This is a genomic window from Stappia sp., assembly GCF_040110915.1.
Taxonomy (GTDB): domain Bacteria; phylum Pseudomonadota; class Alphaproteobacteria; order Rhizobiales; family Stappiaceae; genus Stappia.
The window spans coordinates 2,512,207-2,536,683 of sequence record NZ_CP157793.1; the positions used below are offsets into that span (position 1 = coordinate 2,512,207).

30 protein-coding genes are annotated in these 24,477 nt (G+C 69.0%); 17 read left to right on the forward strand and 13 right to left on the reverse strand.

Going from position 1 to position 24,477, the window contains the following annotated elements; translation table 11 throughout:
• Positions 1–13 precede the first annotated feature (13 nt).
• The gene (locus ABL312_RS11290) at positions 14–1,258 is read right to left on the reverse strand and encodes an FAD-binding oxidoreductase (protein WP_349357472.1); all 1,245 of its coding nucleotides are present in this window, start codon (positions 1,256–1,258) and stop codon (positions 14–16) included.
• Positions 1,259–1,391: 133 nt separating this feature from the next.
• Here ABL312_RS11290 and ABL312_RS11295 point away from each other — a divergent pair, with 133 nt between their 5' ends.
• The 5 genes from ABL312_RS11295 (at position 1,392) to ABL312_RS11315 (ending at position 5,744) form a co-directional block, all read left to right on the forward strand.
• Positions 1,392–2,402, forward strand: a complete 1,011-nt coding sequence (locus ABL312_RS11295) for a sodium:proton symporter (RefSeq protein ID WP_349357473.1) — start codon at positions 1,392–1,394, stop codon at positions 2,400–2,402.
• Positions 2,403–2,514: 112 nt separating this feature from the next.
• Entirely contained in the window at positions 2,515–3,192 is a 678-nt protein-coding gene (gene rpe / locus ABL312_RS11300) for a ribulose-phosphate 3-epimerase (protein WP_349357474.1), read from the forward strand.
• Positions 3,193–3,302: 110 nt separating this feature from the next.
• Positions 3,303–3,776: a hypothetical protein gene (locus tag ABL312_RS11305; protein WP_349357475.1), complete on the forward strand. Its 474-nt coding sequence runs from the start codon at positions 3,303–3,305 to the stop codon at positions 3,774–3,776.
• Positions 3,777–3,853: 77 nt separating this feature from the next.
• Complete coding sequence (gene purB / locus ABL312_RS11310) at positions 3,854–5,182, forward strand: adenylosuccinate lyase (RefSeq protein WP_349357476.1); 1,329 nt, start codon at positions 3,854–3,856, stop codon at positions 5,180–5,182.
• Between the two features lie 4 nt (positions 5,183–5,186).
• Positions 5,187–5,744 (forward strand): alpha/beta fold hydrolase, encoded by a 558-nt coding sequence (locus tag ABL312_RS11315; protein WP_349357477.1) that lies wholly within the window; start codon positions 5,187–5,189, stop codon positions 5,742–5,744.
• 54 nt (positions 5,745–5,798) lie between these two features.
• Here the strand turns inward: ABL312_RS11315 and ABL312_RS11320 are convergent, their stop codons facing one another.
• From ABL312_RS11320 to ABL312_RS11330, 3 genes are all read right to left on the reverse strand, one after another.
• Positions 5,799–6,017, reverse strand: a complete 219-nt coding sequence (locus ABL312_RS11320) for a hypothetical protein (RefSeq protein ID WP_349357478.1) — start codon at positions 6,015–6,017, stop codon at positions 5,799–5,801.
• Between the two features lie 217 nt (positions 6,018–6,234).
• Positions 6,235–7,017 carry an aldolase/citrate lyase family protein gene (locus ABL312_RS11325; protein WP_349357479.1) on the reverse strand — a complete coding sequence of 261 codons (783 nt, stop codon included), beginning with the start codon at positions 7,015–7,017 and terminating at the stop codon, positions 6,235–6,237.
• A 212-nt stretch (positions 7,018–7,229) separates the two neighbouring features.
• Complete coding sequence (locus tag ABL312_RS11330; protein WP_349357480.1) at positions 7,230–7,553, reverse strand: DUF1476 domain-containing protein; 324 nt, start codon at positions 7,551–7,553, stop codon at positions 7,230–7,232.
• A gap of 459 nt (positions 7,554–8,012) precedes the next feature.
• Here ABL312_RS11330 and purC point away from each other — a divergent pair, with 459 nt between their 5' ends.
• The 6 genes from purC (at position 8,013) to ABL312_RS11360 (ending at position 11,575) form a co-directional block, all read left to right on the forward strand.
• Entirely contained in the window at positions 8,013–8,810 is a 798-nt protein-coding gene (gene purC, locus ABL312_RS11335) for a phosphoribosylaminoimidazolesuccinocarboxamide synthase (protein WP_349357481.1), read from the forward strand.
• A gap of 315 nt (positions 8,811–9,125) precedes the next feature.
• Positions 9,126–9,968, forward strand: a complete 843-nt coding sequence (locus tag ABL312_RS11340; protein WP_349357482.1) for an alpha/beta hydrolase — start codon at positions 9,126–9,128, stop codon at positions 9,966–9,968.
• Positions 9,969–10,144: 176 nt separating this feature from the next.
• Positions 10,145–10,384, forward strand: coding sequence for a phosphoribosylformylglycinamidine synthase subunit PurS (gene purS / locus ABL312_RS11345; RefSeq protein WP_349357483.1), 240 nt, complete (start codon positions 10,145–10,147; stop codon positions 10,382–10,384).
• Positions 10,385–10,448: 64 nt separating this feature from the next.
• On the forward strand, positions 10,449–10,556 hold the full coding sequence (locus ABL312_RS11350; protein WP_349357484.1) for a phosphoribosylformylglycinamidine synthase-associated small membrane protein: 108 nt from the start codon (positions 10,449–10,451) through the stop codon (positions 10,554–10,556).
• Between the two features lie 17 nt (positions 10,557–10,573).
• Positions 10,574–11,248 (forward strand): phosphoribosylformylglycinamidine synthase subunit PurQ, encoded by a 675-nt coding sequence (gene purQ / locus ABL312_RS11355; RefSeq protein WP_349357485.1) that lies wholly within the window; start codon positions 10,574–10,576, stop codon positions 11,246–11,248.
• 66 nt (positions 11,249–11,314) lie between these two features.
• Positions 11,315–11,575 carry a DUF2164 domain-containing protein gene (locus ABL312_RS11360; RefSeq protein WP_349357486.1) on the forward strand — a complete coding sequence of 87 codons (261 nt, stop codon included), beginning with the start codon at positions 11,315–11,317 and terminating at the stop codon, positions 11,573–11,575.
• 40 nt (positions 11,576–11,615) lie between these two features.
• Here ABL312_RS11360 and ABL312_RS11365 read toward each other — a convergent pair whose 3' ends face one another.
• Together ABL312_RS11365 and yegS are read right to left on the reverse strand one after the other, a co-directional pair.
• Positions 11,616–12,011, reverse strand: a complete 396-nt coding sequence (locus tag ABL312_RS11365; protein WP_349357487.1) for a hypothetical protein — start codon at positions 12,009–12,011, stop codon at positions 11,616–11,618.
• 125 nt (positions 12,012–12,136) lie between these two features.
• Complete coding sequence (yegS, locus tag ABL312_RS11370) at positions 12,137–13,051, reverse strand: lipid kinase YegS (protein ID WP_349357488.1); 915 nt, start codon at positions 13,049–13,051, stop codon at positions 12,137–12,139.
• 154 nt (positions 13,052–13,205) lie between these two features.
• On the opposite strand from yegS, the gene purL reads away from it, so the two are divergent.
• The 4 genes from purL (at position 13,206) to ABL312_RS11390 (ending at position 16,670) form a co-directional block, all read left to right on the forward strand.
• Complete coding sequence (gene purL, locus ABL312_RS11375) at positions 13,206–15,404, forward strand: phosphoribosylformylglycinamidine synthase subunit PurL (protein ID WP_349357489.1); 2,199 nt, start codon at positions 13,206–13,208, stop codon at positions 15,402–15,404.
• A 54-nt stretch (positions 15,405–15,458) separates the two neighbouring features.
• Positions 15,459–15,692 carry a BolA family transcriptional regulator gene (locus ABL312_RS11380; RefSeq protein ID WP_349357490.1) on the forward strand — a complete coding sequence of 78 codons (234 nt, stop codon included), beginning with the start codon at positions 15,459–15,461 and terminating at the stop codon, positions 15,690–15,692.
• Between the two features lie 54 nt (positions 15,693–15,746).
• Complete coding sequence (gene grxD, locus ABL312_RS11385) at positions 15,747–16,079, forward strand: Grx4 family monothiol glutaredoxin (RefSeq protein ID WP_349357491.1); 333 nt, start codon at positions 15,747–15,749, stop codon at positions 16,077–16,079.
• Positions 16,080–16,385: 306 nt separating this feature from the next.
• Positions 16,386–16,670: an antitermination protein gene (locus ABL312_RS11390; protein WP_349357492.1), complete on the forward strand. Its 285-nt coding sequence runs from the start codon at positions 16,386–16,388 to the stop codon at positions 16,668–16,670.
• A 72-nt stretch (positions 16,671–16,742) separates the two neighbouring features.
• On the opposite strand, the gene ABL312_RS11395 is transcribed toward ABL312_RS11390, so the two are convergent.
• Entirely contained in the window at positions 16,743–18,011 is a 1,269-nt protein-coding gene (locus ABL312_RS11395; RefSeq protein ID WP_349357493.1) for an Hsp70 family protein, read from the reverse strand.
• Between the two features lie 243 nt (positions 18,012–18,254).
• Positions 18,255–19,220 carry a tRNA 2-thiocytidine(32) synthetase TtcA gene (ttcA, locus tag ABL312_RS11400; protein WP_349357494.1) on the reverse strand — a complete coding sequence of 322 codons (966 nt, stop codon included), beginning with the start codon at positions 19,218–19,220 and terminating at the stop codon, positions 18,255–18,257.
• A gap of 172 nt (positions 19,221–19,392) precedes the next feature.
• On the opposite strand from ttcA, the gene ABL312_RS11405 reads away from it, so the two are divergent.
• Positions 19,393–19,590 (forward strand): hypothetical protein, encoded by a 198-nt coding sequence (locus ABL312_RS11405; RefSeq protein ID WP_349357495.1) that lies wholly within the window; start codon positions 19,393–19,395, stop codon positions 19,588–19,590.
• Positions 19,591–19,601: 11 nt separating this feature from the next.
• On the opposite strand, the gene ABL312_RS11410 is transcribed toward ABL312_RS11405, so the two are convergent.
• Complete coding sequence (locus ABL312_RS11410; RefSeq protein WP_349357497.1) at positions 19,602–20,573, reverse strand: MBL fold metallo-hydrolase; 972 nt, start codon at positions 20,571–20,573, stop codon at positions 19,602–19,604.
• A 224-nt stretch (positions 20,574–20,797) separates the two neighbouring features.
• Complete coding sequence (rpsD, locus tag ABL312_RS11415; protein ID WP_349357498.1) at positions 20,798–21,415, reverse strand: 30S ribosomal protein S4; 618 nt, start codon at positions 21,413–21,415, stop codon at positions 20,798–20,800.
• Between the two features lie 269 nt (positions 21,416–21,684).
• Here rpsD and ABL312_RS11420 point away from each other — a divergent pair, with 269 nt between their 5' ends.
• Positions 21,685–22,203, forward strand: coding sequence for a GNAT family N-acetyltransferase (locus ABL312_RS11420; RefSeq protein WP_349357499.1), 519 nt, complete (start codon positions 21,685–21,687; stop codon positions 22,201–22,203).
• A 15-nt stretch (positions 22,204–22,218) separates the two neighbouring features.
• Here the strand turns inward: ABL312_RS11420 and murI are convergent, their stop codons facing one another.
• The 3 genes from murI to ABL312_RS11435 all read right to left on the reverse strand — a co-directional run bounded on the left by murI (position 22,219) and on the right by ABL312_RS11435 (position 24,470).
• Positions 22,219–23,031, reverse strand: a complete 813-nt coding sequence (murI, locus tag ABL312_RS11425; RefSeq protein ID WP_349357500.1) for a glutamate racemase — start codon at positions 23,029–23,031, stop codon at positions 22,219–22,221.
• 4 nt (positions 23,032–23,035) lie between these two features.
• On the reverse strand, positions 23,036–23,848 hold the full coding sequence (locus ABL312_RS11430; protein ID WP_349357501.1) for an RNA methyltransferase: 813 nt from the start codon (positions 23,846–23,848) through the stop codon (positions 23,036–23,038).
• Positions 23,849–23,909: 61 nt separating this feature from the next.
• A complete protein-coding gene (locus ABL312_RS11435) occupies positions 23,910–24,470 on the reverse strand; it encodes a GNAT family N-acetyltransferase (protein ID WP_349357502.1) in 561 nt (186 codons plus the stop codon).
• Positions 24,471–24,477: the final 7 nt, after the last annotated feature.

Sequence of the window (24,477 nt, forward strand, 5' to 3'; positions counted from 1 at the left end):
TACCGCATCGATCTCACAGGAACCGCGTCGGGGCGAAGGGCGCGGGGTCGGCGAAGGGACGTTCTCCCGCCATCGTCTCGGCGAGCAGACGCCCGAGCGCCGGCGCCAGCGCGAAGCCGTCGCGCGCATGCGGCACCGCCAGCCACAGGCCCGGCAGATCCGGCACCGCGCCGATCACCGGCAGCCCGTCCGGCAGAAAGGCGCGCACCGCCGGGATCGGCGTCTCCTCCACCCGCGCCCCGAGCGGAAACAGCGCGCGCGCCGCGCGTTCCGCCCGCTCCAGCGCGGTGTCGCGCGGCGGCGCGTCCGCATGCGTCAGTTCATGGCCGCCGACGAGCCGCACGCCGCGATCCATCGGCGTCAGGGTGAACCCGCCGTCGACATCGGTGACGGGGCGTGACAGGCGCACCCCGTGCACGGCGCGAAAATGACGGTGATAGCCGCGCAACCCGGCAACCGGCAGCGACACCCCGAGCGAACGCAGGATGTCCGGCGTCGCGGCACCGAGCGCGGCGACCACGACGGGCGCCCGCGCCTCGCCGCGCGCGCCGCGCACGGCCCAGCCGCTGCGGATCCGCACCAGCGTTGCCGCATTGCCGGTTTCCACCGCGCCGCCGCGCTCGCGAAAGAGCCGCGCGTAGGCCTTCGCCACCCCGCCGGGCGAGGACACCGACTGGCTGTCCGGCCAGGAAATCGCGGCAAGATCCGGCCATGCCAGATCCGGCTCCATCTCCCTGAGGTCGTCGTCCGACAGGACCGCATAGGACACGCCGAAGATGCGGGCGAAATGCCGGTCCTGCTCGCTCGCCTGAAAGGACGCCGGGCGGCGGTAGAGCTTGACCCAGCCGGTGCGGCGGAAGAAGCGCAGGGCGCTCGCCGCGCGCGCCAGCGCCAGATGTTCGCCGATCGCCGCCGCCTGCAAGGGCGCCAGGGCCCGCGCGGCGCCCGACACCGCGCGCGGCGCGTCGAAGGCGCCCGCCACCTTGAGAAACGGAATCAGCGACGCCAGCGCGCGCGGATCGATCCGCGTCGCGCCGCCGGGGCGCACCAGGCGCAGCAGCACTTCGCCGGTCGTGAGCGGCAGATCCGGACGCAGGAAGGCATCGCAGCCCAGAATGCCGGCATTGGCCCTGGACGCCTCCTCTCCCGGTCCCGCCCGGTCCAGCACGAGACACAGCCAGCCGCGCGCCTGCAGATGCAGGGCCACGCTGAGACCGGTGAGTCCCCCGCCGAGTACGATGGCGTCGAAGGTGCGCATGCCGCCTATCCACACCGAACACGGGCCGCTTGCAAGCCGAAGTCGCGTCCGGCGATACTGTTCGCGCAAATTTTGTTGGTTTCCCTCCAATCCCTTAGCGCGAGTCGTCCGGCCCGCGGTCAGGAAATCCGTCATGTCCGCGCTTCATCTGCCCCTGCGCTGCCTCGCCTGGCTCGGCCGCCAGGGCACGCGTGCCGTAGCGGTAAGCGCCCTCGTCGGCCTCTTCCTGCCACCGCTGTCCGCGCTGTTCCGCCCGTTCGTGGAAGAAGCGATCTTCCTGCTGCTCGTCCTCGCCTTTCTGCGGGTCGATCCGGCGGCGGTGACCGCCTATCTGCGCGCGCCCCGTCTCGTCGCGCCGGCCGGTGTGTGGATGCTGCTCGCCGTGCCGGTCGCGACCGCGCTGGCGCTCACCACGACGGGCGTGGCCGCCGCCTATCCGGAACTGGCGATGGCCGCCTTCCTGGTCACCGCGGCGCCGCCGGTGATGTCGGCACCGGCCTTCGTCGCGCTGATCGGGCTCGACGGCGCGCTGGCGCTGGCGCTCGTCTGCGCCACCATGCTGGCCGCGCCGCTGACCGCGCCGCTGATCGCGGGGCTGCTGCTCGGCGACACGCTGCCCGTCGATGCCGGCGGCCTCGCGCTGCGGCTCGCCGGGTTGCTCGCCGCCTCGGCGGCCGTGGCGGCGATCCTGCGCCGCGTCTTCGGCGCACGGCGCATCGTCGCCGCCCGCACCCATATCGACGGGCTGAACGTGGCGCTGCTCTTCGTCTTCGCCGTCGCCGTGATGGACGGCGTGGCGGAGAGCTTTCTGGCCCGGCCCCTTCTCACGCTCGGCATCGGCGCGCTCACCTTCGCCGTCGCCCTCACCCAGATGGCGGTCACCTTCCTGGTGTTTCGGCCGGCCGGGAGCGACCGCGCCTTCGTGCTGGCGCATGCCACCGGCAACCGCAACATGGGGCTTCTTGTCGCCGCCCTGGGCGGCACGCTGCCGGATCTCGCGTGGCTCTACTTCGGTCTGGGACAACTGCCGATCTATCTGCTGCCCTGGATCCTCAAACCGCTCGCCGACCGCGCGCTCGCCGGCGCGCCGGAGCGAGCGAACGAAAACCCGGCCCCACGCACCGGATCCGAGCCCGACGGATAGGCGGCCCACTCCATCGGCATACCGCGCGCGGACGGCCCGCCGATGTCTTGTCGCCGGCCCCCGCCTGTGCTAGCGCCAAGCTCCCCTCGCCCCTTGCGGAGTTTTCATCGCCATGTCCCGCCCGGTCACCATCGCCCCGTCCATGCTCGCGTCCGATTTCTCCGCCTTCGGCCAAGAGGTCCGCGACGTGGTGGAAGCCGGCGCCGACTGGATCCATCTCGACGTGATGGACGGCCATTTCGTGCCCAATATCAGCTTCGGACCCGACGTGATCGCGGCCATGCGCAAGCACACCGACAAGGTGTTCGACACGCATTTGATGATCGCGCCCTGCGATCCCTATCTGGAGGCCTTCGCCAAGGCCGGCTCCGACATCATCACCGTTCATGCCGAGGCCGGCCCCCATCTCGACCGCTCGCTGCAGGCGATCCGCGCGCTCGGCAAGAAGGCCGGCGTCTCGCTCAACCCGGCCACGCCGGAAAGCGTGCTGGAATATGTGCTCGACCGGCTCGACCTGATCCTGGTGATGAGCGTCAATCCGGGCTTCGGCGGCCAGTCCTTCATCACCGCAATGGTCGACAAGGTCGCGCGCATCAAGGCGATGATCGGCGAGCGGCCGATCGACATCGAGGTCGACGGCGGCGTCACGCCGGAGACGGCGCCGCTGGTCGCCGCCGCCGGCGCCAATGTGCTTGTCGCGGGCTCCGCCGTCTTCAGGGGCGACGGCGTCGCGGGCTACCGCGCCAACATCGACGCGATCCGCGCGGCCGCCGAAGCCGCGCGCGCTTGACCCTGCGTCGCACTGCCGCCACTCTTTAGCGTATCGTGAGCGTCCGGCGGCGCGCCTGCGCCGCCCGCTCTCCCGCGCCGCCCGTTTCCCGTTCAGGATCAGCCCCGCCCGTGCGCCCGTTCGTCTTCGCCCTCGTGTGGGCCTGCCTGATCACCGCCGCCGTCGCCGCGCTGACGCTCGGCTTGCGCAACGAGGGGCTGTCGGGGCGTTCGCTCGCCGTGCTCGCGGTCTTCGGCCTGGGGAGCTTCCTCGGCGGCTGGCTCGGCTGGGGGGCGGCGCGCATCCTGTCGTGGCCGCGCCGGCGCCGGCCCGTGGCACGCTTCGCGGCCATGCTGATCACCCTGTCGGTCGGAACCGCCGGGATCACCGGCTTCCTGTTCTTCCTGCAGATGCGCGCCTATTACGATCCCTGGCACACGAACGCCCTGTCCATGCGCATGTTCTGGGAAACGGCCTTCACCGCCGCCACCTCGAGCTACATCTTCGGCGTGATGGGCGCGCGCATGCTTCTTCCCGTCATGCTGGTGCCGCTCTTCGCCGCCGCCTGGTATTTCGCGCGCATCAAGCCCCGCTCGGCGGAATGACTCCGGCTCCGGATTGAGCGGCACGGCCACGTCTGCTAGGAGAGCCGCAGTTTTCTCCCGCTCACGAGGCTTCACGTATGATTCCGCGCTATTCGCGGCCCGAGATGGTCGCCATCTGGTCGCCCGAGACCAAGTTCCGCATCTGGTTCGAGATCGAGGCGCATGCCTGCGACGCGCTCGCGGAGCTCGGCGTGATCCCCAAGGACGCGGCCAGAACCATCTGGGAGAAGGGCGGCGCGGCGACCTTCGACGTCGCGCGCATCGACGAGATCGAGCGCGAGACCAAGCACGACGTCATCGCCTTCCTGACGCATCTGGCCGAGATCGTCGGCCCGGACGCGCGCTTCGTGCATCAAGGCATGACGTCCTCCGACGTGCTCGACACCTGCCTCAACGTCCAGCTTACCCGGGCCGCCGACCTGCTGCTCGCCGATCTCGACGCGCTGCTCGCCGCGCTGAAGCGCCGCGCGCTGGAGCACAAGGACACCGTCTGCATCGGCCGCTCGCACGGCATCCACGCCGAGCCGGTCACCTTCGGCCTGAAGATGGCCGAGGCCTACGCCGAGTTCGACCGCTGCCGCACGCGCCTGCTCGCCGCGCGCGCCGAAATCGCCACCTGCGCGATCTCCGGCGCGGTCGGCACCTTCGCCAATATCGACCCGCGCGTGGAAGAACATGTCGCCAAGGCGATGGGCCTCGCCGTCGAGCCGGTTTCGACCCAGGTCATCCCGCGCGACCGCCATGCGATGTTCTTCGCCACGCTTGGCGTCATCGCCTCCTCGATCGAGCGCGTGGCGACGGAAGTGCGTCACCTGCAGCGCACCGAGGTGCTGGAAGCGGAAGAATACTTCTCGCCGGGGCAGAAGGGCTCCAGCGCCATGCCGCACAAGCGCAATCCGGTGTTGACGGAAAACCTCACCGGCCTCGCCCGCATGGTGCGCGCCTACGCGATGCCGGCGATGGAGAATGTGGCGCTGTGGCACGAGCGCGACATCTCGCACTCATCGGTGGAGCGCATGATCGGCCCGGATGCGACCGTCACCCTCGACTTCGCCCTGGCGCGTCTCACCGGCGTGATCGACAAGCTCGTGGTCTACCCCGAGCGCATGATCGCCAACATGGACCGCCTCGGCGGCCTGGTGCATTCGCAGCGCATCCTGCTGGCGCTGACCCAGGCTGGCGTGTCGCGCGAGGACGCCTATCGCCTCGTCCAGCGCAACGCGATGAAGGTCTGGGACAGCTACCAGACGCGCGGCAGCGCCGAGGTCGACTTCCTCGAGGAACTGCTCAACGACGCGGACGTGCGCGCCGCCCTGTCGGAAGAGGACATCCGCGCCCGCTTCGACCTCGGCTACCACACCAAGGCGGTGGACACGATCTTCGCGCGGGTCTTCGGGGAGGCGTGAGCCGATGAAGATCGCCGATGCCGACATTCTGCTGGTGCCGGGCTATGGCGAAACCCCGGCCGACCACTGGATGACGCGCTGGCGGGCGAAAATGCCCTCCGCGCGTCTCATCGACCTGCCGAACCGCTTTCGACCCGTGCGCAAGGCCTGGGTCGAAACGCTCGAGGAGGCGGTGAACGGGGCCGAACGCCCCGTGGTGCTGGTCGGGCATTCGCTCGGCGTCAACACCATCGTGCATGCGGCCCGCACCCTGCCGAAGGGTGCGGTGCGCGGCGCCTTTCTGGTGGCGCCGACGGACCTTGCCCGCGAGAGCCCGAAGCCTGCCTTCGATGTCGGAGATTTTCTGCCGCTGCCGCGCGGGCCCCTGCCCTTCCCCTCCCGCGTGATCGCGAGCCGAACGGATCCGCATTGCACCTTCGAGACGGCGAAGGACTGGGCCCACGCCTGGGGCGCGCACTTCCAGGACGCGGGCGAGAGCGGGCACCTCAACCACGAAAGCGGCCACGGCCCCTGGCCGGAGGGGCTCATGACCTTCGCCTATCTGATGAAGGGACTCGACTGATCGACCGACGCGCGCACGCGGCACGTCAGTTCGCGGCTTTTTCTCTGGGCCGCGTCAGTTCGCGGCGCGCGGCTTCTCGTTGATCAGCGCCAGAATGCGCCCGGCAACGAAATAGCTGACGGGGAACGCGACCAGCGCCCCGGCACCGGCAAAGGCAGCCAGCAGCCATGGCTCGTAATCGTTGATCCCGAAGTAGGTCATCGGGATCAGCGCGAAGATCCCCGCGAGCGTCGGCGCGATGACGATGAGCAGAACGGCGGCGAGCTTCCACATGGGTGAGCGCTCCGAAAACGGTTTCCGGCGCGACACGTCGACGCCGCCACCCTGGACAGGCATCGCCGGAGCGCACCGCTCGATGGCTCCAAGATAGATAGCGAAACCCGAAACTTAATGCGACACCCCGCCGCTCGGGGATCGCCCTCTTGGGGAAATTGCGGAGCCCGGCGTCGCCTGCCCGCCCGCGCGCCCCTCGCCCGCGTCGGTCGCCCGCTCAGTCGAGGTCGCGTGCCATCCGTCCGGCGGTCTCGAGCACGATGCCCGCGTCCGAGCCATGCGCGATCAGCTGGAAGCCCATCGCCTTCGCCCGCCGCGCGTCCTCCACGCTGTTGGTATAGATCCCGGCATGTTTACCGGCCGCGCGCGCCTTGGCGGCCACCTCGCCGGCCAGCGTCTGCACCCGCTCCGCGCCCGGCGCGATCTCGGCGCCGTCGGACAGGGTGAGCGAGAGGTCGGCGGGACCGATGAAGACGCCGTCGAGCCCCTCCACCGCCAGAATGTCGTCGAGCGCCGCGACAGCCGCCGGCGTCTCGATCATCGCGAAGACGACCGCCGCGCGATTGGCCGCGCGGTGATAGTCGTCCAGCGTCACGCCCTGCAGCATGGCGGCGCGATGCGGCCCCCAGCTGCGCGCGCCCAGCGGCGGATACTTGGCGGCGGCGACGAGTGCCAGCGCATCGTCCACCGAGTTGACCATGGGCATGATCACGCCCTGCGCGCCCAGGTCGAAGGCCCGGCTCACGGTCGCGAAATCGTCGACCGGCGGACGCACCAGAGCCGCCGCCCCACCGAGCACCGCCGCCGCGATCCCGTCGCGCACCGATGCGATGTCATGGGCGCCATGCTGCATGTCGAGCGTTACGGCGCCATAGCCGGCCCGCGCCAGCAGTTCGACCACGGCCGGCACCGCCATCGTCGACCAGGCGGTCACGATCGTGGTGTCCTGCGCGAGCGTGTCGGCAAGCGAGTTGGAAAGGGGCGCGCGCGGGTCGCTCATGTGAGAGGTCCTTTCAGAGGTCCTTTTTCAGGCAAGGACCGTCGAAGGTCCATTCAGACACGGACCGTTCACGGTCCATTGAGACGAGGCCCGGTCGCGGCCCATTCAGGCGAGGACCGTCCACGGTCCGGAACGCAAGGCGCGCGCCACCGCCCGGCGGCACGCACCCTCAACGCTTCCCGGGGGCGATCCGGAGGATCGCAGGGGCTGTCTCAGCCTTCGGCCTGGATCTGCTCGGCCGCCGTATGCAGCAGGTCTTCCATGGTGCGGCGGATCTGGTGATCCGACTGATCGACCCCGGCGTCGTCGAAGTCCTTGCGGATCTTGCGGAAGACGTCCTCGTCGCCCGGCTCCTCGAAGTCGGCGCGCACCACCTCCTTGGCGTAGTCCTGCGCCTTGTCGGCGTCGAGGCCCAGCTTCTCGGCAGCCCACAGCCCGAGCAGCTTGTTGCGCCGCGCAACGGCCTTGAACCGCAGCTCCTCGTCGTGGGCGAACTTGTTCTCAAACGCCTCCTCGCGACGGTTGAACGTGCTCATGCGTGTCTCTCCTGCCTGTTCGCCGGGTCCCGGAAGGGTCAAGGGTCGGATCCCGCGCAGGTCGCGACCGTCCATGGCCCGACCCACAACACATGTAGGGATTCGGTTCGCTCTTGCATATCCCTGCAAGCGGCCCAAATCAACGCGATATCGGCCGCAAATCCCCGGCACGATGCCCGGCGCGATGCCCGGCCCGATGCGGGGAGCGAGGGCACCGCCGGCGCGGCAGTGCGAATCCCGGGTCCACCCCATTCGTTCAGGGGGCGCCATCGGACGCAACGGCTCGATTGTACTTTGCGGGGCGATCGTGTAGGTTCCGCGCCATCGCGCGGGGGGCGACGACCCGACGACCACGGCCCTGGACGCCCGACCTCCTCCCGACGACAGCCGGCTCCTGACGACAGCCGGACGACAGGGACAGGGTCTGGCGCCCGGCCCGAAGGAGCGCTTCCGACCCGCATGGATTTCTTCTCACGAACACGGTACGTGCCTATGAACCGCCGCCGGCGCATTTACGAAGGCAAGGGCAAGATCCTTTACGAAGGGCCCGAGCCGGGAACGCTCATCCAGCACTTCAAGGATGACGCGACCGCCTTCAACAACAAGAAACACGAGATCGTCGATGGCAAGGGTGTCCTGAACAACCGGATTTCCGAGTTCATCTTCAATCACCTGAACGCCATTGGCATCCCCACCCACTTCCTGCGCCGCATGAACATGCGCGAGCAGCTCATCCGCGAAGTGGAGATGATCCCGCTCGAGGTGGTGGTGCGCAACGTCGCCGCCGGCTCGCTGTCCAAGCGGCTCGGTCTCGACGAGGGCACCCAGCTTCCGCGCTCGATCATCGAGTTCTATTACAAGAACGATGCCCTCGACGATCCGATGGTCTCGGAAGAGCACATCACGGCCTTCGGCTGGTGCACGCCGCAGGAGATGGATGACATCATGGCGCTGGCCATCCGCGTCAACGACTTCCTGACCGGGCTGTTCCTCGGCGTCGGCATCCGCCTCGTCGACTTCAAGATCGAATGCGGCCGGCTGTGGGAAGGCGACATGATGCGCATCGTCGTCGCCGACGAGATCTCCCCCGACAGCTGCCGGCTGTGGGACATCCAGTCGGACGAGAAGCTGGACAAGGACCGCTTCCGGCGCGACCTCGGCGGCATGCTCGAGGCCTACCAGGAAGTCGCCCGCCGCCTCGGCATCCTCAACGACAACGACCGGCCGATCGGCTCCGGCCCGGTGCTCGTCAAGTAGCACCCGCCGCAGCGACGCAAGACACAGGCCCCGGCTCCACGCCGGGGCTTTTTTTGTTTTGCGGTGCCAGGCACCCGCGGGTTTGGTTTGCGGTGCCAGGTGCCCGCGGGTTTGTTTTGCGGTGCCAGGCACCCGCGGGTTTGTTTTGCGACGCAAGGCACACGCGAGTTTGTTTTGCGGCGCAAGGCACACGTCGGTGGTTTTTGCGGCGCGAGGCACGCGGGTGGTTTGTGCGGTCCGGCCAGTTCTCCACTTCCGGTTTTCCTTCGCCCTTCCCACGCTCTAAGGTGAGCATGATCTGAGGGGAGGAAAACCATGCAGCACAGCACAATTCGCGTCGGCGACGGCGCGGAGCTTCACGTCACCGAATCCGGCGCGGGGGCCCCTCTGGTCCTCGTGCCCGGCTGGTCGCAATCGGCGGCGGCGTTCCGGCACCAGATCGAGGCGTTTTCGCAGGATCGGCGGGTGATCGCGCTCGACATGCGCGGGCACGGAGCCTCCGTGCCGCCGCCAATCGGCTACCGCATCCAGCGTCTCGCCAAGGATCTGCATGACGTCCTCGCCGCGCTCGATCTCGACCGGCCGGACGTGATGGGCCATTCGATGGGCTGCTCGGTGATCTGGTCCTATCTGTCGCTGTTCGAGGCGGAACGTCCGCTCGGCCGGCTGCTGCTGGTCGACCAGGCACCCGCCGTCCTCGCCCAGCCCGGCTGGGACGAGACCACCAGGGCCAATGCCGGCTGCCTCTTCCCCGACATGACCGCGCTCGCCGACTTCGAGGCCGCGGTGCGCGGCGCGACGACCGCGGCCGCCACGAAGGAGCTCATTCGCGGCATGTTCACCTCCGCGATTGCAGAGGCCGAGCTCGACTGGATCGCGAGGGAGAACGTGAAGCTGCCGCGCGACCTCGCCGCCCGGCTGCTGCACGATCACAGCGTGCTCGACTGGCGGCCGCAAATCGCCGCCATCCGTAACCGGACCCTCGTGGTCGGCGCCGAGGCGAGCATCTTCTCCGTTCAGTCGCAACGCTGGATCGCGGACCGCATTCCCGGCGCGGAGCTCGCGATCCTGGAGGCTGAGGCCGGCGGCAGCCATTTCATGTTCCTGGAGAACCCGGAGTGGTTCAACGCAAGGGTCGCGGCGTTTCTGGCGGGCTGATGCCGTCGCCAGACGCATGCGCCCGGACGCACGCGCCCGGACAAAGGGGCTTTCTTCCGCCCCCGCGCCGCGCTAGAAGCGGCGCGAGACGAACGGGCGCCGCCAAGTTGGCGCCGACGACGGGCGGGCGCAGCCAGAGAGCGGGCGCGGTGCCCCAGCGATTGCGGAGATGCCCCATGAAAGCACGCGTGACGGTCACCCTGAAAGCCGGCGTCCTCGACCCGCAGGGCAAGGCGATCGAGGGCGGGCTTGCCGCGCTCGGCTTCTCCGGTGTGGAGAGCGTGCGCCAGGGCAAGGTCTTCGACGTGGACCTCGCCACCGCCAATGCCGAGACCGCGCGCGCGGATCTCGCCGAGATGTGCGAGAAGCTGCTCGCCAATACGGTGATCGAGAATTACGCCATCGAAATCCTGTGATGCCGCCTGTCCGTCGACGGGCGCGCGCGCCTTTCGACGGCATGCCGACAGAAGTGCCCCGGCCATGGACGACGATGCCGCGAAAGCCATTCGTTTCCTGCTGATCAAGGCGGCGATCTTCATCCTGCTGCCGGCGCTGGCCGCCGGTCTCGCCGTCGTGTTCCTGGTCTGACCCGAAGGACGTCCGCCATGAAATCCGCCGTCATCACCTTTCCCGGCTCCAATCGCGAACGCGACATGATGCATGCGCTCAAGCTGGCGAGCGGCGTCGATCCGCTCGCCGTGTGGCATGCGGACACGACCCTGCCGGCGGTCGATCTGGTGGTGCTGCCGGGCGGCTTTTCCTACGGTGATTATCTGCGCTCGGGCGCCATCGCCGCGCGCGCGCCGATCATGGAGGCCGTACGGACCTTCGCCGACAGGGGCGGGCTCGTGCTGGGCGTGTGCAACGGCTTCCAGATGCTGACCGAGGCCGGCCTGCTGCCCGGCGCGCTGATGCGCAACGCCGGGCTCACCTTCGTCTGTCGCGAGGTGAAGCTGCAGACCGCCTCAACCGCCAGCCCCTTCACCCGCGCGCTGGAAAAGGGCGGCGTCTGGCGCTGCCCGGTCGCCCATCACGACGGCAATTATTTCGCCGACGCCGACACCCTGCGCGCGTTGCAGGACGGCGACCGCATCGCCTTCCGCTATGCCGAGGGCACCAATCCCAACGGCTCGCTCGACGACATCGCCGGCATCACCAACGCGCGCGGCAATGTGCTCGGCATGATGCCGCATCCGGAGAATCTGGTGGACCCGCTGCAGGGCGGCACGGACGGACTGGCCTTCTTCAAGGGGATCGTCGACACGCTCGCGCCGGCCTGACGCGGCCTTTCCCGCAGGCGACGCGCGATCGCCTTTCCCTTTCGGCACGGCAACGGGAGGATCGACATGTCCGACAATCCCTTCACCCGCGAGGAGACCGCGATCCTGGTGGAGCGCCTGCAGACCCATCTCGCCACCGAATACGACGTCGCACTCGGCACCTTCGACGCCGAGACGCTGCTCGGCTTCCTCGCGCGCGAGATCGGCGGGGCCTTCTACAACAAGGGCCTGCACGATGCCCATGCGGCGATTTCCGCCCGCATGGACGAGGTCGGCGAGGTCGTTTACCAGATGGAACGCCCCTCCGCCTTCGACCGGCGCGGCTGAGCCGCCCGGCGGGCACACATGCGCCCCCTTTGGCGCTCCTTCACTCGACCGTGACGTTGACCGCGTTGCGGTAAATCTCCACGCGCACCCAGACATTGCCGTTCACGATCCGGCGCGCGGCGTTGGCGTTGATGTAGCCGTTGCGGATCATCCGCTCCATGCGGGCCCGGTTTTCCGCGGAGCCGAAGTAGCCGTCGTATTGATCGCCCGCGTCGCGGATGCCGAAGCGATGATAGTTCGCCCGGTCCTGCCGCAGGATCTGCCAGGGCTGGGTCAGCCGCTGACCGCGCGAGTTGAAATGATCGGCAGGCCCGATGAAGGCCACATATTGGTCCAGCAACGCCCCCTGGGCCTTCGCCGGCACAATGGTCATCGGTGAAAACGCCAAAGCGGCGAGCGCAACGGCCGCCAGACGGAATGTGCGAGCCAGCATCATGAACCTCCCTGCCGATATCGCGACGGATCGCGCGAAGCCTGTTGGTTTCATGAAGTCTAAAATGATCGTGCCGCCGACACCGTGATCTTTGTCAAGGCGGGCCGCCGGTGCTGCGCAAGGGGGGCTCAGCCGCGCGCGGGCAGCACGAAGGAGACGGCACCGGGCAGCACCTCCACCTCGATCCGCGTCGCGCTCGTCGCCTCGCCGTCGAGATTGATCGCCAGCGGCGCCGCGCTGTCGATGGTCAGGGTCCGGACACGGGTGCGCTCCGCGATCCGGCGTGCCTCGTCGCCGGTCCCGTTGAAGATCTCCGACAAGGACGGCAACACGCCTTCCATGTCCGGATAGGGCAGAATCGTGAGATCGAGCAGGCCGTCGTCCAGCACCGCCTCGGGACACAGCGTGACGCCGCCACCCGCCATCGGCCCGTTGCCGACCGCCATGGCCAGGAACCGCCCCTCCCAGCGGAAGTCCTCGGCCTCGAACCGCGCCTGCGAGGGCGTCAGCTCGCCGAGCCGGCTCGCCCCGGCCAGCAGATAGGCGACCCCGCCGAGCACCCGCTTGGCGCGCGGGTCCGCCTCGCGCGTGATGTGGGTCACCGTGCCGCCGCTCGCCAGGTTGACGAAGAGCCGGTCGTTGATCCTGCCCAGATCGATGGCCCGCGCAGCCCCCTCGGCCGCAAGCGTCAGCGCGGCCTGCGGATCCTCGGTCGGGATCCCCTGCCCTCGTGCGAAATCATTGGCCGTGCCGAGCGGCATCACGGCGAAGGCGAGCCCGTCGGCGCAGTCCTGCGCCACGGCCTGCGACACCACCGCGTTGACCGTGCCGTCGCCGCCGCCCGCCACGACGACATCGGGTCGGTCGGCGGACGCGCGGGCGGCGAGTTCACCGACGAAGCGTGTCGCATCCTCGGGGTCGAAGGTGACCCGCACCTCCACGCCGTGCCCGGCCGCGCGCACCGCCTCGACGGCCGCCCGCACGTCGTCGCGCGCCGCCGCCTTGCCGTTGAGAATGAGGAACAGATCCCGCGATGCGGTCATGCAGCGTCTCCCGCCCAGTGATACGAAGCCCGCGCAAGCGGCGGCCCCGGGGAGGGCGATCCTGCGCGGCGCGCGCGGACATGTCTAGAATTCCCTTTGTGCGCCCGGTTTGCTACACGGGCGGCATCTTCCCAGTCCAAGGTGCCGACCGCCCATGATCCCCAACGACATCGCCATCACGCCCGACCTGATCGAGTCGCACGGCCTCAAGCCCGACGAGTATCAGCGCATTCTGGAGCTGATCGGACGCGAGCCGACCTTCACCGAGCTCGGCATCTTCTCGGCCATGTGGAACGAGCATTGTTCCTACAAGTCGTCGAAGAAGTGGCTGAAGACCCTGCCGACCACCGGCCCGCGCGTGCTCCAGGGGCCGGGCGAGAACGCCGGCGTCGTGGATATCGGCGACGGCGAGGCCGTGGTCTTCAAGATGGAAAGCCACAACCACCCCTCCTACATCGAGCCCTATCAGGGCGCGGCGACCGGGGTCGGCGGCATCCTGCGCGACGTCTTCACCATGGGCGCGCGGCCCGTCGCGGCGATGAACGCGCTGCGCTTCGGCGCGCCGGAGCATCCGCGCACCCGGCATCTGGTGTCCGGCGTCGTCGCCGGCATCGGCGGCTACGGCAATTCCTTCGGCGTGCCAACGGTCGGCGGCGAGGTGGAGTTCCACGCCCGCTACAACGGCAATTGCCTGGTGAACGCCTTTGCCGCCGGCATCGCCCGCACGGACGCGATCTTCCTTTCCAAGGCCGAAGGCGTCGGCCTGCCGGTGGTCTATCTCGGCGCCAAGACCGGGCGCGACGGCGTCGGCGGCGCGACCATGGCGAGCGCCGAGTTCGACGAGACCATCGAGGAAAAGCGCCCGACCGTGCAGGTCGGCGATCCCTTCACGGAGAAATGCCTGTTGGAGGCCTGTCTGGAGCTGATGCGCACCGGCGCCGTGGTCGCCATCCAGGACATGGGCGCGGCCGGGCTGACCTGTTCTGCGGTGGAAATGGGCGCCAAGGGCAATCTCGGCATCACGCTCGAGCTCGACGCCGTTCCCGTGCGCGAGGAGCGCATGAGCGCCTACGAGATGATGCTGTCGGAAAGCCAGGAGCGCATGCTCATGGTGCTGCGCCCCGAGAAGGAAGACGAGGCCAAGGCGATCTTCAAGAAGTGGGGCCTCGATTTCGCCGTCGTCGGCCACACCACCGACACGCTGCGCTTCATCGTCAACCACCAGGGCGAGACCGTCGCCGACCTGCCGATCAAGGAACTCGGCGACGAGGCGCCGGAATACGACCGCCCGCATCTGGAAAGCGCGAAGCGGCCCGTCCTGTCGCCGGCCGAGGTGGCGGAGCCGGACGATTACGCGGCCGCGCTCGCGACCCTCGTCGGCAATGCCAATGGCGCGTCGCGGCGCTGGGTCTATGAGCAATACGACACGCTCGTCCAGGGCAACACGGTGGCTTCCCCCGGTGGCGATGCCGGCGTGATTCGCGTCGGCGAGGCCGGCAAGGGGTTGGCCTTTTCCGTCGACGTGACGCCGCGCTACGTGGAGGCCGACCCCTTCGAGGGCGGCAAGCAGGCGGTCGCCGAATGCTGGCGCAACCTGACCGCCGTCGGCGCCGAACCGCTGGCAGCGACCGACAACCTCAACTTCGGCAATCCCGAGCGGCCCGAGATCATGGGCCAGCTCGTCGGTGCGATCAAAGGCATCGGCGCGGCCTGTGAGGCGCTGGAGATGCCCATCGTGTCGGGCAATGTCTCGCTCTACAACGAGACCAGCGGCGAGGCGATCCTGCCGACGCCGGCCATCGGCGGTGTCGGCCTGCTCGACGACGTGACGACCCGCGCCACGCTGGCCTTCGCCAACGAGGGCGACATCCTCGCCGTCGTTGGCGGCCATGGCACGCATCTGGGCTGCTCCGCCTATCAGCGCGACATCCTGGGCGAGGAGGCCGGCGCGCCGCCGCCGGTCGATCTGGCGGCGGAAAAGCGGCGCGGCGATTTCGTGCGCGCGCTGATTCGCGCCGGCCGCGTCACCGCCGTGCACGACGTGTCCGACGGCGGCCTGGCGGTCGCGCTCGCGGAAATGGCGATGGCCGGGGACAGGGGCTGCACGGTCTCGGTGCCCGCCCCCGCCCATGCCGCGCTGTTCGGCGAGGATCAGGGCCGCTATGTGCTCAGCTTCACGCCCGAACGGGCGGCGGCTGTGCTGGAAGACGCCCGCGACGCCGGGCTCGAGATCGTCGAGATCGGCCGCGTCGGCGGACCGGATTTGACGGTGGAGGGCGTTCTCACCATATCCGTTGCAAAGCTTCGCGACAGCCACGACACTTGGTTCGCGGACTACATGAGCGGCGTCTGAGCGACGTCACGGCAATCTGGACCGGCATGGCGACCCGGCAAGAAGGACGATACGATGGCAATGCAGGCGCGCGAAATCGAGGCCCTGATCAAGGAAGCGCTCCCGGATGCCCGGGTGGAGATCCGGGATCTGGCCGGCGATGGCGATCACTACGCGGCGGTGGTCGTGTCGGAGACCTTCCGCGGCAAGACGCGCGTGCAGCAGCATCAGATGGTGTATCAGGCCCTGAAGGGCAACATGGGCGGCGAACTCCACGCGCTGGCGCTGCAGACCAGCGCGCCCGACTGACCCGCCGAACCCCGGTCGCTGGACCTTGACCCCGGCAGAACGAAAGGACGGACTATGAGCATTCAGGACTGGATCAAGAACGAAGTCGACACCAACGATGTCGTGCTCTTCATGAAGGGCACGCCGGCCTTCCCGCAGTGCGGGTTTTCCGGCCAGGTCGTTCAGATCCTCGATTACATCGGCGCGCCCTACAAGGGCATCAACGTGCTGGAGGACGACGACCTGCGTCAGGGCATCAAGGAGTTTTCCGACTGGCCGACCATCCCCCAGCTTTATGTGAAGGGCGAGTTCGTCGGCGGCTGCGACATCATCCGCGAGATGTTCCAGAGCCAGGAACTGCAGTCGCATCTCACCGAAAAAGGCATCGAGACGCGGCAGTCGGCCTGACGACAAGTTAACGAATGGTTAACGCCAAAACCCAAAAGGGCGGATCCAAGTGGATCCGCCCTTTTTTTCATGAAATTTACTGACTAGGCAAAATTTGCCGAATCACCCTAATCTGAACGAAGGATGAACGTCGGTTTCAGGTCACGCTCACGCACCGCACGCTACATCCACACCGTCTTCGGGCGCGATCGCCTTCCGGCGGGATCGTCATCGGACGTTCCACCGAGACGGCTCGCGGCTTCGGCCGACAGGCGCTTGAGGCAAGCGCGTAGCGAAAGCCCAAGCGCGTAGCGAAAGGAAGTGACCATGCGGTTTGCGAAACTCGCCGGATTGGGCGCCGCCCTCACCCTGGGCTTCGGCCTGACGACCTTCGCCGACGAAACCGACGGCAGCCTGCGCCGCATCGCCTGCGCCGATCTCATGGTCTTCGCCCCGGCCAACGGCGTCAGCGATGCCGACACCTGCCGCGCCCATGGCGGGCTCGCCGCCAAGGATGCGCGGGCCGCCACATCCGCGCTCGTGATCCTGGTCCGCAACCGCCCCGCCGGCGCGTCCGTCGGTCTCGATCGCACGGCCGAAGCCGGGTCCTGACGCCGGCGCGACAGGCAACCCAGACGCCGTGTCGCACGCGTGGTCGACTGACACGGCGCGGACGGCTGCGCCTCAACCGATCCCGAACCTGCGGGCCGCATCGAGCGCCAGCCCCGTTCCCACGCTGCCGAAGGCATCTCCCTGAATGACCTGCGCTTCGGGAAACAGGCCGGTCAGACGGTTGCGCACGAAGGGGATTGACGCCGATCCGCCGGTCAGAAAGACCGAGGAGATTTCCCCGGCCCCGACGCCCGCCTGAGCGAGACAGGTTTCCAGCGCGCGTTCGACATCGCCGACCGCCCCGGCAATCGTGGCCTCCAGACCGTCCTTTTCCATCAAGACATCGAGCTCGGCCGCGCCGGCCCGGAACCGCAGGCGATGGTCCGCGCGCTCCGACAGCGCGATCTTCGCCGCCTCGACGGCCGAGGCCAGAGCGTGTCCCTGACGCTCCGCGATGATGGCGGCCAGACGCTCGATCCTCTCCGGCTCCGCCGCATCCTGCCGCAGCTCCTTCAGCTTCGTCGGGATCTGGGGCGTGTAGAGAAAATTGATCCGGTGCCAGGTCGCGAGTTCAAAAAAGGCCCAGTTCGGCAGATCCCGTCTGGGATCGCGCGAGCGCGTGCCATGGCCGAGCTCCGGCATCACCGAGGCGAGGCTCAAAAGCCGGTCGAAGTCGGTTCCGCCGATGTGAACGCCGGTGCTCGCCAGAATGTCCTCGCGCCGATCCGCCCGGCCGCTGCGCTCCGGCGAGACGCGGACGATGGCGAAATCCGAGGTGCCGCCACCAAGGTCCACGATCACCGCCAGTTCCTCCCGCGCCACGCGGCGCTCGTAGTCGAGCGCGGCGGCAATCGGCTCGAACTGAAATTCCACCGACGCGAACCCGGCGGCGCGCGCAATGGCCCGCAGCTCGTCTTCCGCGCGCCGGTCCGCCACCGGATCGCCGTCGACGAAATGCACGGGACGCCCGAAGACGGCCGCGTCGAGGGCGTGGCCGGCGGCGGCTTCCGCCCGGCGGCGGACCTGCGTCACGAACACCTGAATGATCTCCGAGAAGGTCCAGCGCCGGGCCCTGATGGTGGTGCGCTCGTCCATCGTGCGCGAGCCCAGGACGCTTTTCAGCGCCCGCATCAACCGCCCTTCCATCCCCTCCACATAGGCTCCGACAGCGGCCCGGCCGACGCGCAACTCGCTGTCCTCGAAGGAAAAGAACAGCGCGCTCGGCAGCACCGTGTTGTCGCCCTCAAGGGGCGCCAGTCGGGCGCCGCCCCCGTTGTCGGGAAGCGCGGCCGTGGAGTTGGAGGTTCCGAAGTCGATGCCGCACGGCCGTTGCAAGATCATGTCGAAGTCCGCGAATGCTGGGGGAGGACGGCGGCCCCGGCCGCCGGTGAGGAGAGATGCGGAGAAGAGACGCCGGAGGCCGACGCACCGAACGGGACCGGCGCAACGGCCTTTGTCGAGGATTCTGGGCGGCAGGCCCCAGGTTGGGATTGAAGGAGAGCGGGGCACACCGGCCGATACCCACACCGGCCCGACCCGGCCGGCGGTCCTGCCCTCCCTGCAAGGGGCTGACGCAACTGCGGCCTAATGCGGAGAGAACATCCGCTGCGTCATCGCCACGCTCGCGCCGCAGGGCTCCGCCTCTTCGCGGGCCTCGGCGTCGGTGCCGGGCATCAGGCCGGCGAAATCGAACAGGCGCGGATCGTGCAGATGCGAGGGGCGGACATTGGCCAGCGCCCGCGCCATGACGGACAAGCGTCCCGGCGCGGCGCGTTCCCACTCCGCCAGCATCGCCTTCACCTGCGCGCGCTGAAGCCCGTCCTGGCTGCCGCACAGATCGCAGGGGATGATGGGAAACTCCATCGCCCGGGCGAAGCGGGCGATATCGGCCTCCGCCGAGGCGATCAGCGGGCGCAGCACCAGCAGATCGCCGTCGTCGTTGAGGAGCTTGGGCGGCATGGCCGAAAGACGTCCTCCGTAAAAGAGGTTCATGAACAGCGTTTCCAGCGCATCGTCGCGATGGTGGCCCAGCACGATGGCCGAACACCCCTCCTCGCGCGCCGTGCGATACAGAAGCCCGCGCCGCAGCCGCGAGCACAACGAGCAATAGGTCTTACCCTCCGGCACCTTCTCCGTGACGATCGAATAGGTGTCCTGGCGCACGATGCGATGCGGGATCGCGTGCCGGGCGAAGAACTCCGGCAACACATGCGCCGGAAACCCGGGCTGGCCCTGATCGAGGTTGCAGGCGACGAGATCGACCGGCAGCAGGCCGCGCCATTTCAGGTCCCACAGGACCGCCAGCAGCGTGTAGCTGTCCTTGCCGCCCGACAGGCAGACGAGCCAGCGCGGCGCCTGCGCGCTCGCCGCGATCATGCCATGCGCGTCGATGGTCTCGCGCACCTCGCGCAGCAGACGCTTGCGCAGCTTCTTGAAACCGACCGAGGCGGGCGCATCGCGAAACAGCGGCGGGCAGCCGCCGGGTCCGTCGGCCGCATCGTGGCGCGCGGCGTCCGCCGGCGGGCGGGCTTGAAGGTCTGGCTCCGGCATGTCACCTCTGTGGAACGTGTCCGTCACGGACGGGATCGCCGTACCGGCCGGCGTCCGTGCGGTCCGTGTCATCTTGAACGCAAGGCAGGCCACCGCAGGGCCGCCATCCGGTGCGGACAATGCCCGCCCCTCGACGCTCTGGCAAGACCGCGCCGCGCCCCGGGAGAACCACATGCCCGCCACCCGATACACCGCCCGCCTCGCGCAAAGCCGCCTTGCCGCGCCCCTCGCCGCCATGCTCGTGGCCGGCACGCTGCTCGCCGGCTGCGTTTCCGCCTCGGTCGGCACGGCCATCGTGGAGGTCGACCGCGACGGCGTCGCCACGGTCGAGACCCGCTCCGCCGGCATTTCGACCGCTCCGCGCCGCTGAGGCGCGCGACCTCAGCCCTCGGCCACGTAACGCCAGGCGCCGTCCTTGGCTTCCGCCCGTCCCACCCCGGGCCAGGGCAGGTGATAGCCGATCAGCATCAGCCCGTCGGTCGCCACGCGGTCGAGCAATGTCTTGCGCGTTTGCACGGCCAGCTCCGGGACCTGGTCGGTGGAGGGCTGCCAGTCCGGCTTCTCGAAGGACACGGTCGGATGCGTAAGGGCATCGCCGAGAACCAGCAGCTGCGCGCCGCCGTCCTCCACCAGAACGGACATATGGCCCGGCGTGTGCCCGGGCGTCGCGATCATGGTGACGCCGGAGACGACCGCATGATCGGCGTCCACCCGCGTGATCTTCTCGGCCACCGCGCCGAGATTGCGCTGCGCGCCGAGCGCGAAGGAATGCAGCTCCTCCGGGTTCTCGGCAAGAAAGTCCGGGTTCATCCAGAAGTCCCATTCCCGCGCGCCCATCAGATACTGCGCGTTTGGGAAACGCTCGCTCTCGTCGAAGTCGTCGATGATCCCCCATACGTGATCGGGATGCGCATGGGTCAGCACCACATGGGTGACGCGGTCCCGGTCGAGACCGGCCGCGTCGAAATTGTCGGCGAGAAATCCGGCCTCCTGAAAGAAGTTCATGCCCGCGCCGGTGTCGACGAGAATCAGCGCGTCGCCCTTGCGGATCAGCGTCACGTTGATCGCGCTCGCCCGCGTCTCGGTGTCGTGCCCGTGCGATTGCAGGAAGGCGCTGCGCTCCGCATCATCCACATTGGTGGCAAGCGTGGAGGCCGGCAGCGACAGCCCGCCGTCGCTCAGGACCGTGATCTCGCTGTCGCCGAGCGTGAAGCGATGCGCGCTCTCATTGGCGCGCGCGGGAGTTGCGGCTAGGCCGCCGCCGGCAAGCGTCGCCGTCCCGGCAAGCGCCCCGCGCAGCACGAAGGGACTGGCAAGCCCCGACGACAGAACGCCGCGTCTGGAAATCGTCATGCTGTGTCCTCCCTCTTCTGCGCCCATCATATTCGAGCAGCCGAATATGAAAAGCGCGATCTTTGGAAGGCGGAGAGGTCGGCGCGGCAGGAGGGCGAACGCGCCCGCCCTCCTGTCGAGGACACATACACCCCGCACACGACAAAGGGCGCGCCGATGGCGCGCCCTTCGAACGGCAGCCTCGCCGCCTCCAGGAGGGAGACGAGGCGGAGGTGTGATCCCGCTTAACGCGAGTAGAACTCGACCACGAGGTTCGGTTCCATGATCACCGGGTACGGCACATCGGCCAGCGTCGGAACGCGCTGGAAGGTGGCCGACATCTTGGAGTGATCGGCGACCACATAGTCCGGCACGTCGCGCTCGGCGAGCTGGGTCGCCTCGATGACGATCGGCAGCTGGCGCGACTTCTCACGCACTTCGATGACGTCGCCCGGGCGGCAGCGGTAGCTGCACACGTTGACCCGGCGGCCGTTCACCTTGACGTGGCCGTGGTTGATGAACTGGCGCGCGGCGAAGACGGTCGGCACGAACTTCGCGCGGTAGACGATCGCGTCGAGACGGCGCTCGAGCAGACCGATCAGGTTCTCCGAGGCGTCGCCCTTCATGCGCGAGGCTTCCACATAGATCTTGTGGAACTGCTTCTCGGAGATGTTGCCGTAGTAGCCCTTCAGCTTCTGCTTGGCGCGCAGCTGCACGCCGAAGTCGGAGAGCTTGCCCTTGCGGCGCTGACCGTGCTGGCCTGGGCCGTACTCGCGGCGGTTTGCCGGAGACTTCGGGCGACCCCAGATGTTTTCGCCCATCCGGCGGTCGATCTTGTACTTAACGCCATGGCGCTTCGACATACGCGGTTCCTTCGCATTCTTGTCGTGTCAAGGAAACGCGCCCTCCTTTCCGAAGTCCGCAGCACGTGCGGGTCCGGCGACAGGATCCCCGGCCAATCAGCGCCGGCGCGAGGGTCCACGGGTGCGTGAAAACCCGGCGGATCGCTCAGGATCGGCCGGGTGCGCGTGTGCTACTGCAAGCCGGTCTCTTTGTCAAACCTGCGAAAGGGCGTGCCGCCGCCTCGCGCTCGCGCATTGCGGCCGGAAACCGGGCGTGCTCAGATCGCGGCATGGACACCGCGCGCCTCGTCATCCGGCCGGCCAAACCGCCCGATCATGCCGCGATCGCCGCCCTGCACATCCGCAGCTGGCAGGCGGCCTATGCCGGCACGCTCCCCGACGCGGTGCTGGCGCGGGACGTGCCCGAGGGTCTCACGGCGCGCTGGCACAGCTACACGCCGCAGGACCGGGATCTGGTGCTGGTCGCCCGGGACGCGGCCGCCGACGGCCCCCTGCTCGGCTTCGCCGCCGTCTGGTGCCGGCCGCAGCCCTATCTCGACAATCTCCACGTCGCTCCCGCCGCCAGGGGACGCGGCGTCGGACGCGCCCTGATGCGCGAGATCGCCCGCCATCTGACAGCGCGCGGCGAGCACACCCTGTCGCTGATGGTCTTCGAGGACAATAGGTCCGCCCGCGCCTTCTATGCGCGGCTCGGCGGCCGGGAAACGGACCGCTGCGACGAAAGGCCCTTCGGCCACCGGGTCACCGGCGTGCGTGTCGCCTGGGACGACCTGACCGCGCTGCTTTGACCCGGGGGCGCCATCTCACGACCGTGCGACGGCGTCGAGGACGGCGCGAACCACCGCCAGATCCCGGCCCGAGGTCGACACGGCCGTGACGGCACCGCGCGCGCCTCCCGCCGCCCGCGCGCCGGGGTCCACGTCCAGCACCTCGCAAAGCCGGCGGGCGATGGCCGGTGCAGGATCGAGCCAGTCCACCGGCCACGGCGCCACCGCCTCAAGCTCCTCCCGCAACAGCGGAAAATGGGTGCAGGCCAGCACCACGACATCGGTGCGCGCGCCGTCCCGTTCGCAGAAGCAGGGCGCGATCTCGGCGGCGAGCCGATCCCTGTCGACCGGGCGCCCGGCGAGCTTGTCTTCCGCGAGCGCGGCAAGACCGCCCGCCCCGACCAGCGTGATCGCGGTCTCCGGCGCGAAGCGATGGATCAGGTCGAATGTGTAGTCGCGGGTGACCGTCGCCGGCGTCGCCAGCACCGAGACGAGGCCGGACCGCGAGCGCGCCGCGGCCGGCTTGATCGCCGGCACGGTGCCGACGACGGGGATGGCGAGAGCGGCGCGCAGCGGCGGCAGGATCAGCGTCGAGGCGGTGTTGCAGGCGACGACGACAGCCGCCGGATCGTGTTCGGACACGGCCTTGCGCACCAGGTCGACGCAGCGTCGGGTAAGCGCATCCCCCTCCCACGCGCCATAGGGAAAGCCGGCATCGTCGGCGAGATAGACGATTGCCCGCTCAAGGGTCAGGCGCCGGATCTCGCGCGCCACGCTGAGCCCGCCGACCCCGCTGTCGAAGACGAGCACCGGCCGTGCCGGGTCCGCCCCGCCCTCGCGCGCGGCCATGTCCTCAGCCGTCCGACGGCGCGTCCGCGCTTTCGGCGTGCGGACGGGTCGGCCGGCGCTCGAGCGCGGCGATCACCCCACGCAGCGTCTTGACCTCCTGGTCGGTGAGCGTCGCCTTCTGCAGGATGTTGCGCAGGTTGCGCACCATGGACGGACGCTTTTCCGGCGGGCGGAAGAAGGTCACCGCGTCGAGCGCGCCTTCCAGATGCTCGAAGAGCCGCTGCAGGTCGTCCTTTTTCGCCGGCGGATTCGTCTCCTCGTCGAGACGGAAGGGCAGCGCCCCGTCGACCGCTTTCAGCCGCCATTCGTAGGCGCAGACCAGCACCGCCTGGGCGATGTTGAGCGAGGCGAAGTCGGGGTCGACCGGCAGGGTCACGATCTCGTCGGCGAGCGCCACCTCGTCGTTGTTGAGCCCCCAGCGCTCGCGCCCGAAGAGATAGCCGGTGCGCGCGCCCTGCGCCCCCAGCCGGATCGCGGTGCGCGCTGCCTCGTCCGGCCCGCGCACGGGCTTGGGCACCTCGCGGCTGCGCGCCGTGGTGGCGAAGACGAACTCCAGATCGGCAATCGCCGCCTCCACGCTGTCGAACACCTGAACGGCCTCGATCACGTGGTCGGCGCGGCTTGCCGCCGCGCGGGCCTTCTCGCTCGGCCAACCGTCGCGCGGGTTGACGATGCGCAGGTCGCGCAGGCCGAAATTGGCCATGGCGCGCGCCGCCGTGCCGATGTTCTCGCCAAGCTGCGGTTCACAGAGGATGACGACCGGCGGTGGCAGGTCGAGCCGGCGCGCCTCCTCGCGGATCTTTGCGTTTCTGCTCATGCGCGGGATGTAGCCGAAGGCCGCCCGCTTTGAAAGAGGCTTTGCGGGTCGCCTCCACGCCTCACGTCAGCTGCTTGTAGAACACCGTGGTGGCGTCCAGCCCCCCGCGCGCGGCCGCCGCATAGCCCGGAATGACGCCGACCTTATGGTACCCGAGCGCGGCATAGAGGCGCTCCGCCGCGTCGCCCGTGACCGTGTCGAGCACCAGAAGCCTGCGTCCCAGCGACAGCGCGAGATCTTCAGCCGCCGCGAGAAGCCGGCGGGCCAGGCCCCGGCGACGGGCGTCCGGATGCACCATCATCTTGGCGATCTCCGCCCGGTGGCGGCCGTTGTCCTGCCGCGCCGGGATCACCATCACCGTGCCGACGATGCGCCCGTTCAACCGGGCGACCAGCAGATGGGCCCCTCCCTCGCAAAGCGCCGCCGCTTGCCCCGCCCAGAACCGCTCAGCCCTCTCGGAGGAAAGCGGCAACACGAAGCCGACGCCCGCCCCGCCTTCCACGCAGGCCCTGAGCAGCGCGCCCAGCGCCGGAACCGACGCGGCGAGTTCCGCGCCGGACAGCCGCTCGATCACGGGCTCGAAAGGGGCGCGGCCCTCGCCCGTCGCATTCGCATCGCTCATGGCTGTC

Excerpts from the sequence above, each read along its gene's own strand:
- ABL312_RS11290 (WP_349357472.1), bottom strand. The coding sequence starts at position 1,258 with ATGCGCACCTTCGACGCCATCGTACTCGGCGGGGGACTCACCGGTCTC.
- ABL312_RS11295 (WP_349357473.1), top strand. The coding sequence starts at position 1,392 with ATGTCCGCGCTTCATCTGCCCCTGCGCTGCCTCGCCTGGCTCGGCCGC.
- rpe (WP_349357474.1), top strand. The coding sequence starts at position 2,515 with ATGTCCCGCCCGGTCACCATCGCCCCGTCCATGCTCGCGTCCGATTTC.
- purB (WP_349357476.1), top strand. The coding sequence starts at position 3,854 with ATGATTCCGCGCTATTCGCGGCCCGAGATGGTCGCCATCTGGTCGCCC.
- ABL312_RS11315 (WP_349357477.1), top strand. The coding sequence starts at position 5,187 with ATGAAGATCGCCGATGCCGACATTCTGCTGGTGCCGGGCTATGGCGAA.
- ABL312_RS11320 (WP_349357478.1), bottom strand. The coding sequence starts at position 6,017 with ATGTGGAAGCTCGCCGCCGTTCTGCTCATCGTCATCGCGCCGACGCTC.
- ABL312_RS11325 (WP_349357479.1), bottom strand. The coding sequence starts at position 7,017 with ATGAGCGACCCGCGCGCGCCCCTTTCCAACTCGCTTGCCGACACGCTC.
- ABL312_RS11330 (WP_349357480.1), bottom strand. The coding sequence starts at position 7,553 with ATGAGCACGTTCAACCGTCGCGAGGAGGCGTTTGAGAACAAGTTCGCC.
- purC (WP_349357481.1), top strand. The coding sequence starts at position 8,013 with ATGGATTTCTTCTCACGAACACGGTACGTGCCTATGAACCGCCGCCGG.
- ABL312_RS11340 (WP_349357482.1), top strand. The coding sequence starts at position 9,126 with ATGCAGCACAGCACAATTCGCGTCGGCGACGGCGCGGAGCTTCACGTC.
- purS (WP_349357483.1), top strand. The coding sequence starts at position 10,145 with ATGAAAGCACGCGTGACGGTCACCCTGAAAGCCGGCGTCCTCGACCCG.
- ABL312_RS11350 (WP_349357484.1), top strand. The coding sequence starts at position 10,449 with ATGGACGACGATGCCGCGAAAGCCATTCGTTTCCTGCTGATCAAGGCG.
- purQ (WP_349357485.1), top strand. The coding sequence starts at position 10,574 with ATGAAATCCGCCGTCATCACCTTTCCCGGCTCCAATCGCGAACGCGAC.
- ABL312_RS11360 (WP_349357486.1), top strand. The coding sequence starts at position 11,315 with ATGTCCGACAATCCCTTCACCCGCGAGGAGACCGCGATCCTGGTGGAG.
- ABL312_RS11365 (WP_349357487.1), bottom strand. The coding sequence starts at position 12,011 with ATGATGCTGGCTCGCACATTCCGTCTGGCGGCCGTTGCGCTCGCCGCT.
- yegS (WP_349357488.1), bottom strand. The coding sequence starts at position 13,051 with ATGACCGCATCGCGGGATCTGTTCCTCATTCTCAACGGCAAGGCGGCG.
- purL (WP_349357489.1), top strand. The coding sequence starts at position 13,206 with ATGATCCCCAACGACATCGCCATCACGCCCGACCTGATCGAGTCGCAC.
- ABL312_RS11380 (WP_349357490.1), top strand. The coding sequence starts at position 15,459 with ATGGCAATGCAGGCGCGCGAAATCGAGGCCCTGATCAAGGAAGCGCTC.
- grxD (WP_349357491.1), top strand. The coding sequence starts at position 15,747 with ATGAGCATTCAGGACTGGATCAAGAACGAAGTCGACACCAACGATGTC.
- ABL312_RS11390 (WP_349357492.1), top strand. The coding sequence starts at position 16,386 with ATGCGGTTTGCGAAACTCGCCGGATTGGGCGCCGCCCTCACCCTGGGC.
- ABL312_RS11395 (WP_349357493.1), bottom strand. The coding sequence starts at position 18,011 with ATGATCTTGCAACGGCCGTGCGGCATCGACTTCGGAACCTCCAACTCC.
- ttcA (WP_349357494.1), bottom strand. The coding sequence starts at position 19,220 with ATGCCGGAGCCAGACCTTCAAGCCCGCCCGCCGGCGGACGCCGCGCGC.
- ABL312_RS11405 (WP_349357495.1), top strand. The coding sequence starts at position 19,393 with ATGCCCGCCACCCGATACACCGCCCGCCTCGCGCAAAGCCGCCTTGCC.
- ABL312_RS11410 (WP_349357497.1), bottom strand. The coding sequence starts at position 20,573 with ATGACGATTTCCAGACGCGGCGTTCTGTCGTCGGGGCTTGCCAGTCCC.
- rpsD (WP_349357498.1), bottom strand. The coding sequence starts at position 21,415 with ATGTCGAAGCGCCATGGCGTTAAGTACAAGATCGACCGCCGGATGGGC.
- ABL312_RS11420 (WP_349357499.1), top strand. The coding sequence starts at position 21,685 with ATGGACACCGCGCGCCTCGTCATCCGGCCGGCCAAACCGCCCGATCAT.
- murI (WP_349357500.1), bottom strand. The coding sequence starts at position 23,031 with ATGGCCGCGCGCGAGGGCGGGGCGGACCCGGCACGGCCGGTGCTCGTC.
- ABL312_RS11430 (WP_349357501.1), bottom strand. The coding sequence starts at position 23,848 with ATGAGCAGAAACGCAAAGATCCGCGAGGAGGCGCGCCGGCTCGACCTG.
- ABL312_RS11435 (WP_349357502.1), bottom strand. The coding sequence starts at position 24,470 with ATGAGCGATGCGAATGCGACGGGCGAGGGCCGCGCCCCTTTCGAGCCC.